Origin of the sequence: Pseudoalteromonas sp. MM17-2, assembly GCF_022347945.1 — a bacterium.
GTDB lineage: Bacteria > Pseudomonadota > Gammaproteobacteria > Enterobacterales > Alteromonadaceae > Pseudoalteromonas > Pseudoalteromonas ruthenica.
The window spans coordinates 116624-123676 of sequence record NZ_JAKRFV010000010.1 but is presented as its reverse complement, the minus strand read 5'-3'; the positions used below and the strand labels follow the sequence as shown (position 1 = coordinate 123676).

Annotated in this window: 9 protein-coding genes; 8 read left to right on the top strand and 1 reads right to left on the bottom strand. The window is 45.8% G+C overall.

All coding sequences use genetic code 11. From position 1 onward, the window contains the following. Positions 1-147: 147 nt before the first annotated feature. Positions 148-1119 carry an octaprenyl diphosphate synthase gene (gene ispB, locus MHM93_RS10370; RefSeq protein ID WP_239449090.1) on the bottom strand — a complete coding sequence of 324 codons (972 nt, stop codon included), beginning with the start codon at positions 1117-1119 and terminating at the stop codon, positions 148-150. A 344-nt stretch (positions 1120-1463) separates the two neighbouring features. On the opposite strand from ispB, the gene rplU reads away from it, so the two are divergent. From rplU to MHM93_RS10330, 8 genes are all read left to right on the top strand, one after another. After that, entirely contained in the window at positions 1464-1775 is a 312-nt protein-coding gene (gene rplU / locus MHM93_RS10365) for a 50S ribosomal protein L21 (RefSeq protein ID WP_022946364.1), read from the top strand. Positions 1776-1792: 17 nt separating this feature from the next. Next, positions 1793-2050, top strand: a complete 258-nt coding sequence (gene rpmA / locus MHM93_RS10360; RefSeq protein WP_022946363.1) for a 50S ribosomal protein L27 — start codon at positions 1793-1795, stop codon at positions 2048-2050. Between the two features lie 111 nt (positions 2051-2161). Then, positions 2162-3319, top strand: coding sequence for an Obg family GTPase CgtA (cgtA, locus tag MHM93_RS10355; RefSeq protein ID WP_045979625.1), 1158 nt, complete (start codon positions 2162-2164; stop codon positions 3317-3319). Between the two features lie 51 nt (positions 3320-3370). Continuing rightward, on the top strand, positions 3371-3862 hold the full coding sequence (gene folA, locus MHM93_RS10350; protein ID WP_026111312.1) for a type 3 dihydrofolate reductase: 492 nt from the start codon (positions 3371-3373) through the stop codon (positions 3860-3862). 77 nt (positions 3863-3939) lie between these two features. After that, positions 3940-4311, top strand: coding sequence for a DUF3718 domain-containing protein (locus MHM93_RS10345; RefSeq protein ID WP_022946360.1), 372 nt, complete (start codon positions 3940-3942; stop codon positions 4309-4311). A gap of 130 nt (positions 4312-4441) precedes the next feature. Then, entirely contained in the window at positions 4442-5071 is a 630-nt protein-coding gene (gene upp, locus MHM93_RS10340) for a uracil phosphoribosyltransferase (protein WP_053911398.1), read from the top strand. After that, complete coding sequence (locus MHM93_RS10335) at positions 5071-6309, top strand: uracil-xanthine permease family protein (RefSeq protein WP_239449089.1); 1239 nt, start codon at positions 5071-5073, stop codon at positions 6307-6309. Before upp ends, MHM93_RS10335 begins: the two co-directional genes overlap by 1 nt. A gap of 109 nt (positions 6310-6418) precedes the next feature. Next, positions 6419-6982: a phosphoribosyltransferase family protein gene (locus MHM93_RS10330; RefSeq protein WP_022946357.1), complete on the top strand. Its 564-nt coding sequence runs from the start codon at positions 6419-6421 to the stop codon at positions 6980-6982. Positions 6983-7053: the final 71 nt, after the last annotated feature.

The window sequence follows — 7053 nt, the reverse complement described above, 5'->3', positions numbered from 1 at the left end:
GAGACGCCCACACCTGGCTCTAAAATACAAAACGCCCGATGAAGTACATCAGGCGTTTTAATCAAAATAAGTGTCAACTTATTTCAGGACTAGTCAAAGTAATGTTTTATCAAAGCACTACTTATAGTGTGTTTTCACTTGCACCTATTAATGGTCGCGTTTGACTGCGATATTCGCTAAGGCAACAAGCGCCTCTTTCTCTGCGCTTTCAGGCAAAAAATCCAATGCCGAAATGGCTTTGTCGGCTTCTTGTTGAGCGCGCTGCATAGTGAAATCAAGCGCTTTTGTTTGTGTTAATGTCGCCAAGATATCACCGAGGTAATCTAAGCCATTCCCTTGCTCTATTGCTTCGCGTATTTGTTGTTTCTGCGCCGCTTCGCCATGCTGCATAGCATAAATTAATGGTAACGTGGGCTTACCCTCAGCTAAGTCATCACCAATGTTTTTGCCCAGCGTGTGGGCGTCGGCGCTGTAATCCAACACATCATCAACGAGCTGGAAAGCGGTACCGAGGTGCATACCGTACAAGCGCATTGCCTCTTCAACGTGTGCGTCTTGTTCGGTGATCACTGCTGCTAATTGAGTGGCTGCTTCGAATAGTTTAGCGGTCTTCGAATAGATGACCTGCATATAGCTTTGTTCGGTGGTATCTGGGTCGTTACAGTTCATTAGCTGTAAAACCTCGCCCTCGGCGATAACATTGGTGGCATCGGCCAAGATATCCATGATCCGCATTTGCCCTAACCCGACCATGAGCTGAAAAGAGCGGGTGTAGATAAAATCCCCCACAAGTACGCTGGCTGCGTTACCAAATTCGGCATTAGCGGTAGGTTCGCCGCGACGTAAGTCAGATTCGTCTACCACGTCATCATGTAATAAGGTCGCCGTATGGATAAACTCAACGATAGTCGCTAGGGTGACATGTTTATCGCCTTGGTAACCTAAGGCCCGGGCTGCGAGCAGCGCTAACATGGGGCGTACGCGTTTGCCACCACTATTTACTATGTATAAACCAAGCTGGTTAACCAGTGCGACGTCAGATTGCATCTGCGCATGTATTAACTGATTGACGCTGTTCATATCGTCAGCGATAAGCGTCTGGATAGCTTTTATATCCATTTAACTCCGTGCCCACTGTCGGTTGTTCAAGGAAATGCGCGATGAATTGTACATGAATTTTTGCCATTGCTCGACACTTTCCCAGCAAAGCATCATTTTTATAAGCTTTAGCAGTAAAAATAAGCCAAAGCTAAAAAAAGTGATTAAAAACTGCTTAATCTGCTTGGCAACGGGCTAAAAACAGATAGAATAAGGAAAATTTTTTTCATGTCCTCATCGACGCCATTTTTTCAAGTTTTTATTGAAAAAACAGCTTGTCAAGCCGGGCGTTTTAGCGTAGACTTCGCGCCCTATTGAAGAATATTTAGTTGCGTCGATTTGAGGGCGCACAGACGGAGTTAATTATGTACGCGGTTTTCCAAAGTGGTGGTAAACAGCACCGTGTGACTGAAGGTCAAACAATTCGTCTAGAGAAACTAGACGTAGAAACTGGTGCAGCGGTTGAATTTGACACAGTACTTTTAGTTGCTGATGGTGAGAAAATCGAGATCGGTACCCCGTTCGTGAACGGTGGTAAAGTAACAGCTGAGGTTGTTTCTCACGGTCGTGGCGAGAAAGTGAAGATTGTTAAGTTTAGACGTCGTAAGCACTCTCGCAAGCAGATGGGCCATCGTCAATGGTTCACTGAAGTTAAAATCACTGGCATTAGCGCTTAATTTAGAGGTACAGAAAGATGGCACATAAGAAGGCAGCTGGTAGTACTCGTAACGGTCGTGATTCAGAAAGTAAACGTCTAGGTGTTAAGCGCTTTGGCGGTGAATCAGTTCTTGCGGGTAACATCATCGTACGTCAACGTGGTACTCGTTTCCACGCGGGTTCAAACGTAGGCATGGGTAAAGACCACACACTATTTGCAACATCAAATGGTAAAGTTCAATTCGAACAAAAAGGTCCCCTAGGTCGCAAATACGTAAGCATCGTTGCTGAATAATCAGTAACCCAGCTTACAGAAAAACCCCGCTTTTGCGGGGTTTTTTGTTTTCAATACATATAAACTTGTATAATACAGGTATTCAATCGCAGATCCGCTAAGTGAAAAATCATGAAATTTGTTGATGAAGTCGAAATCCGTGCAGAAGCTGGCGACGGCGGCAGCGGCGTGGTGTCATTCCGACGCGAAAAATATGTCCCAGACGGCGGCCCTGATGGTGGCGACGGCGGTGATGGTGGCAGTGTCTACTTAGAAGCAGACGAAAACCTTAACACCTTAATTGATTACCAATTCGAGCGTTTTCATCGGGCCCAACGTGGTACCAATGGCCAAAGCCGAAATTGTACAGGTAAAAAAGGTGAAGACCTTACCTTGAAAGTGCCCGTCGGCACGCGAGTCACCGATGTTGATACGCAAGAGGGGTTAGGGGATTTGACCAAGCATGGACAGAAACTACTGGTAGCAAAAGGTGGATTTCATGGCCTTGGTAACACGCGCTTTAAATCAAGCACCAACCGTGCACCACGTCAAAAGACCCTGGGAACACCTGGCGAAGTACGTAATCTCAAGCTTGAATTGATGTTGCTTGCTGATGTGGGTTTGTTAGGTTTACCTAATGCCGGCAAGTCGACCTTTATTCGCAGCGTTTCCGCAGCCAAGCCGAAAGTGGCCGATTACCCATTTACGACCTTGATACCCAACCTCGGTGTAGTACGCCCGGCCTCTGGGCAGTCATTTGTTATTGCTGATATTCCAGGGCTTATCGAAGGGGCGTCTGATGGTGCCGGTTTAGGGATTCGCTTTTTGAAACACTTAGAGCGTTGCCGAGTGTTATTACACATCATCGATGTGTTGCCTGTTGACGGCTCAGACCCTTTAGATAATGCGTTTGCCATTATTAATGAGCTACATCAATACAGCCCTAAGTTGGCTGACAAGCCGCGCTGGTTAGTCTTTAATAAGATTGATTTACTCGATGAAAGCGAAGTAGATGAGGTATGTAACCGTATCGCTAATGAGCTGGGTGTCGAGCATGATATTTATAAAATCTCAGCGGCGAGCGGCTTGAACACCCAAGCGTTATGCCAAGATATTATGCAACTTCTTGAGTCCATGCCGAAAGAAAAATTCGCGCAAGAGCAGGAACAAGAAGAAGTTGAGTTTAAGTGGGACACCTACCACCGTCATGCCACTAAAGACAGTGATGACGATGATTGGGACGATTGGGATGATGACGACTACGACGTAGAGATCATTTACGAACGTTAACAACTGTTATGAAGGGCGCACTTGCGCCCTTTTGTATATAGGATATCTGTAGTGAAAATATCGATGATTGCGGCCATGGCCAAAGACCGCATAATTGGCAAAGACAACGATATGCCATGGCATCTTCCAGCCGATTTAAAGCATTTTAAGCAAGTGACCTTAGGTAAGCCCGTTATTATGGGTCGTAAGACGCTAGAATCTATTGGACGAGCGCTTCCAGGACGACGTAATATTGTCATCACCCGCAACTCAGACTATGCTTTTGAAGGAGCCGAAGTGGTTACGTCGGTGCAACAAGCGCTAGCGCAAGTTGAGGATGTTGAAGAGGTAATGGTCATCGGTGGCGGGCATATCTATGAGCAGTTTTTACCCTTAGCCTCATCCTTATATCTGACCTTTATTGATTTGCAAGTAGAAGGCGACACTCGTTTCCCTGATTATGAGCAAGTTGGCCGGTGGCGCTGTGTAGAGCGGGTTAGCCATAGTAAAGATGCGACGAATCCACATAACTACGAGTTTGTTACACTTAATAAAGAAGTGTGAGTTGATTGATAAAATTAGTGCTTGTTGGTAAACTATTAGTCTACTTTGTAAGAAAAAAGTATTAAAGGGTGCTACAAATGAAATTAATGTCAACGCTTATCGCTACTGCCGTATTAGCTGGAAGTGCGCTGTATACCACTCCTGCAAGTGCGAATGATCGCCTAGCTATTAGTATCTGTGAGTATATTGCTGCAGATGATAAAAACCGTTTACGTAAGACGCTGCGCTCAGCACGCCTTAAGATTCGTGATATCAGCGATGCTGTAAAGTGTAATGGCAACAACCTAGTCCGTCACGCAGTTGCGAGCAACGCAGTTGACACCGGCGAGTACATCATTAAAAGCTTACCGAAAAGTTCACTAGAAGATGGCGCCGATTTAAATTGGGCAACAAGCAATCACGCGGGTTCACCGCTGATCGCAGCCATTAAGGACCGTGCCGGTCTTTAAGCACCGTCTACAAAAAAGAAACCATGGCCAAGTCCATGGTTTTTTTTTGCCTATAATTGGCGATAGCCATTCAGTTCTCTTCCTATACTGAGATAAAATAGCAGTTACGACAACATTTCAGGAAATCAATATGGCAGTTCATGTAATCAATCATCCTCTTGTTCAACATAAACTAGGTTTAATGCGCGAACACGGCATTAGTACCAAAAGTTTTCGTGAGTTAGCATCGGAAGTGGGTACATTACTTACTTATGAGGCAACTCAAAACTTAGAGTTAGAAGATAAAACTATTGATGGATGGCAAGGAAATGAATTGTCAGTGCAAAGCATCAAAGGTAAAAAGATTACCGTAGTGCCTATTTTGCGCGCTGGTTTGGGGATGCTAGAGGGGGTGATGCACCTGATCCCTGCGGCGAAAGTAAGTGTTGTTGGCCTTGAGCGCAATGAAGAAACTTTAGAGCCGGTGCCTTACTTCGAAAAGCTGGTCGGCAATATTGATGAGCGCCTGAGCCTAGTTATCGATCCGATGTTGGCCACCGGTGGCTCAATGATTGCGACCTTAGATATGTTGAAAAAAGCAGGCTGTACACAAATTAAAGTGATCGTGTTAGTCGCTGCCCCAGAGGGGATAGAAAAGACACTGGCAGCACACCCAGATATTGATATTTATACTGCATCAGTTGATAACCACCTCAATGAAAAAGGATACATTGTGCCAGGGCTTGGAGATGCCGGAGACAAGATTTTTGGTACCGTTTGATGACGCCTTTATTTGCACCTAAAGCCATCCTCACCGGCGCGCAAATGTTGTTTGTCGCCTTTGGTGCTTTGGTTCTAGTTCCTTTACTAACTGGCCTTGATGCGAACGTCGCATTGTTTACTGCCGGGGCTGGCACATTGGCATTTCAGCTTATTACTCGCGGGCAAGTTCCGGTATTTTTAGCTTCGTCCTTTGCTTTTATCGCACCTATTATTGCCTGTAACCAATTGTATGGCAGTGCCGCTACCATGGGTGCGTTAATGGCTGCAGGTGTCGCCTACATGTTACTGAGCGTACTTGTTCTCTTGAAAGGTACGGACATGCTGCACCGCGTGTTACCACCGGTGGTTGTCGGCCCGGTGATCATGGTTATAGGTTTGGCGCTGGCGCCTGTGGCAGTGAATATGGCCATGGGCAAAAGTGGTGATGGCAGCGCCCAATTAGTGGCCTATGATCATGCAATGTGGATATCCATGGCGGCTCTGGTGGCAACGCTGGTTTTTGCTGTGTTTGGCAAAGGAGTGTGGCGTTTAGTGCCTATTTTAGCGGGGGTTGTTGTTGGCTACGGCTTGTCGTTGGCCTTTGGCGTAGTCGATTTTGCGGTGATCAACAATGCCCAATGGCTCGCAGTGCCGGCATTCAGCGCGCCAGAATTTAAGTGGCAGGCCGTGGCGTTTATGATCCCCGTGGCCATTGCGCCTGCTATTGAACATATTGGCGATATGATGGCTATTAGTCAGGTTACCGGTAAAGACTACCTAAAAAAACCGGGCTTACATCGCACACTGATGGGAGATGGCGTCGCGACGAGCCTTGCTGCCAGTATTGGCGGACCGCCCAATACCACTTATTCAGAGGTCACCGGTGCAGTGATGCTGACCAAGAACTTCAATCCCAAGGTTATGACGTGGACCGCAGTTATCGCTATTTTGCTGGCGTTTATAGGCAAAATGGGGGCGGGTTTGCAAACTATTCCGGTCCCAGTAATGGGGGGCATTATGATTTTGCTGTTTGGCTCTATCGCTGTGGTTGGATTAAAAACGTTATTAAAGGCTGATTTGGATGTGAGTGAACCACGCAACTTAGTGATTATTGCACTTATTTTGGTGTTGGGTATTGGCGGTATGCAAATAGGTGGTAATGAATTTGCCCTGCAAGGCGTTAGCTTGTGCGCCATATTTGGCATCGTGCTCAATCTTGTTTTACCCAGTAAAAAGCAATCGCCAGTGCAAGACTAGAGCATTTATTCTGAAAATGCGATAGAATTTGCCGCCACACGTTATCGTTTGGTGGCGGCACACTAAGACACAGTGTTCAACTTCAGCCACCACAAACTAGGGGCAACTTATGTCAGATAAGCTTTATATTACCGCACAGCAACTATTGGAAGATTCGTTTCGTGTTGCTGCGCAAGTCTATAAGGACGGCTTCCGTCCAGATTTTATTATTGGTATTTGGCGCGGTGGTGCTCCTATTGGGATTGCTGTACAAGAGTTTTATGATTATAAAGGGATAGAGACCGATCATATCGCCGTTCGTACCTCTTCTTACTATGGTATTGGTAAGCAATCGAAAGAGATCAAAGTACACGGTTTGCATTACATCATTGAAAATGCCAATGCAGGTGATTCACTCCTGATTGTGGATGATGTTTTCGACTCAGGACGCAGTATTTTTGCATTAAAAGAAAAGTTAGCAGAATTGATGCGTCTGAACCTGCCTAAAGATATTCGCGTAGCTTGCCCATACTATAAGCCGAAAAATACCAAAGTCCCTATGAAGCCTGACTATTACATCCATGAATCGGATGAGTGGCTGGTGTTCCCTCATGAACTTTCAGGGTTAACCCCCGAGGAATTGATTGAAGGTAAATCGGATTTAGCCAACATTAAAGACTTATTAGTCGATTAAAAAAAGCAGCGTAAGCTGCTTTTTTTATCCCTTTTTTACAACCCAAGTGGGGGCAGGCTGGTGCTCTGAGC

What these genes read in the sequence shown, in the direction of transcription:
- ispB (WP_239449090.1), bottom strand. Translation starts at nt 1,119, where the DNA reads ATGGATATAAAAGCTATCCAGACGCTTATCGCTGACGATATGAACAGC.
- rplU (WP_022946364.1), top strand. Translation starts at nt 1,464, where the DNA reads ATGTACGCGGTTTTCCAAAGTGGTGGTAAACAGCACCGTGTGACTGAA.
- rpmA (WP_022946363.1), top strand. Translation starts at nt 1,793, where the DNA reads ATGGCACATAAGAAGGCAGCTGGTAGTACTCGTAACGGTCGTGATTCA.
- cgtA (WP_045979625.1), top strand. Translation starts at nt 2,162, where the DNA reads ATGAAATTTGTTGATGAAGTCGAAATCCGTGCAGAAGCTGGCGACGGC.
- MHM93_RS10345 (WP_022946360.1), top strand. Translation starts at nt 3,940, where the DNA reads ATGAAATTAATGTCAACGCTTATCGCTACTGCCGTATTAGCTGGAAGT.
- upp (WP_053911398.1), top strand. Translation starts at nt 4,442, where the DNA reads ATGGCAGTTCATGTAATCAATCATCCTCTTGTTCAACATAAACTAGGT.
- MHM93_RS10335 (WP_239449089.1), top strand. Translation starts at nt 5,071, where the DNA reads ATGACGCCTTTATTTGCACCTAAAGCCATCCTCACCGGCGCGCAAATG.
- MHM93_RS10330 (WP_022946357.1), top strand. Translation starts at nt 6,419, where the DNA reads ATGTCAGATAAGCTTTATATTACCGCACAGCAACTATTGGAAGATTCG.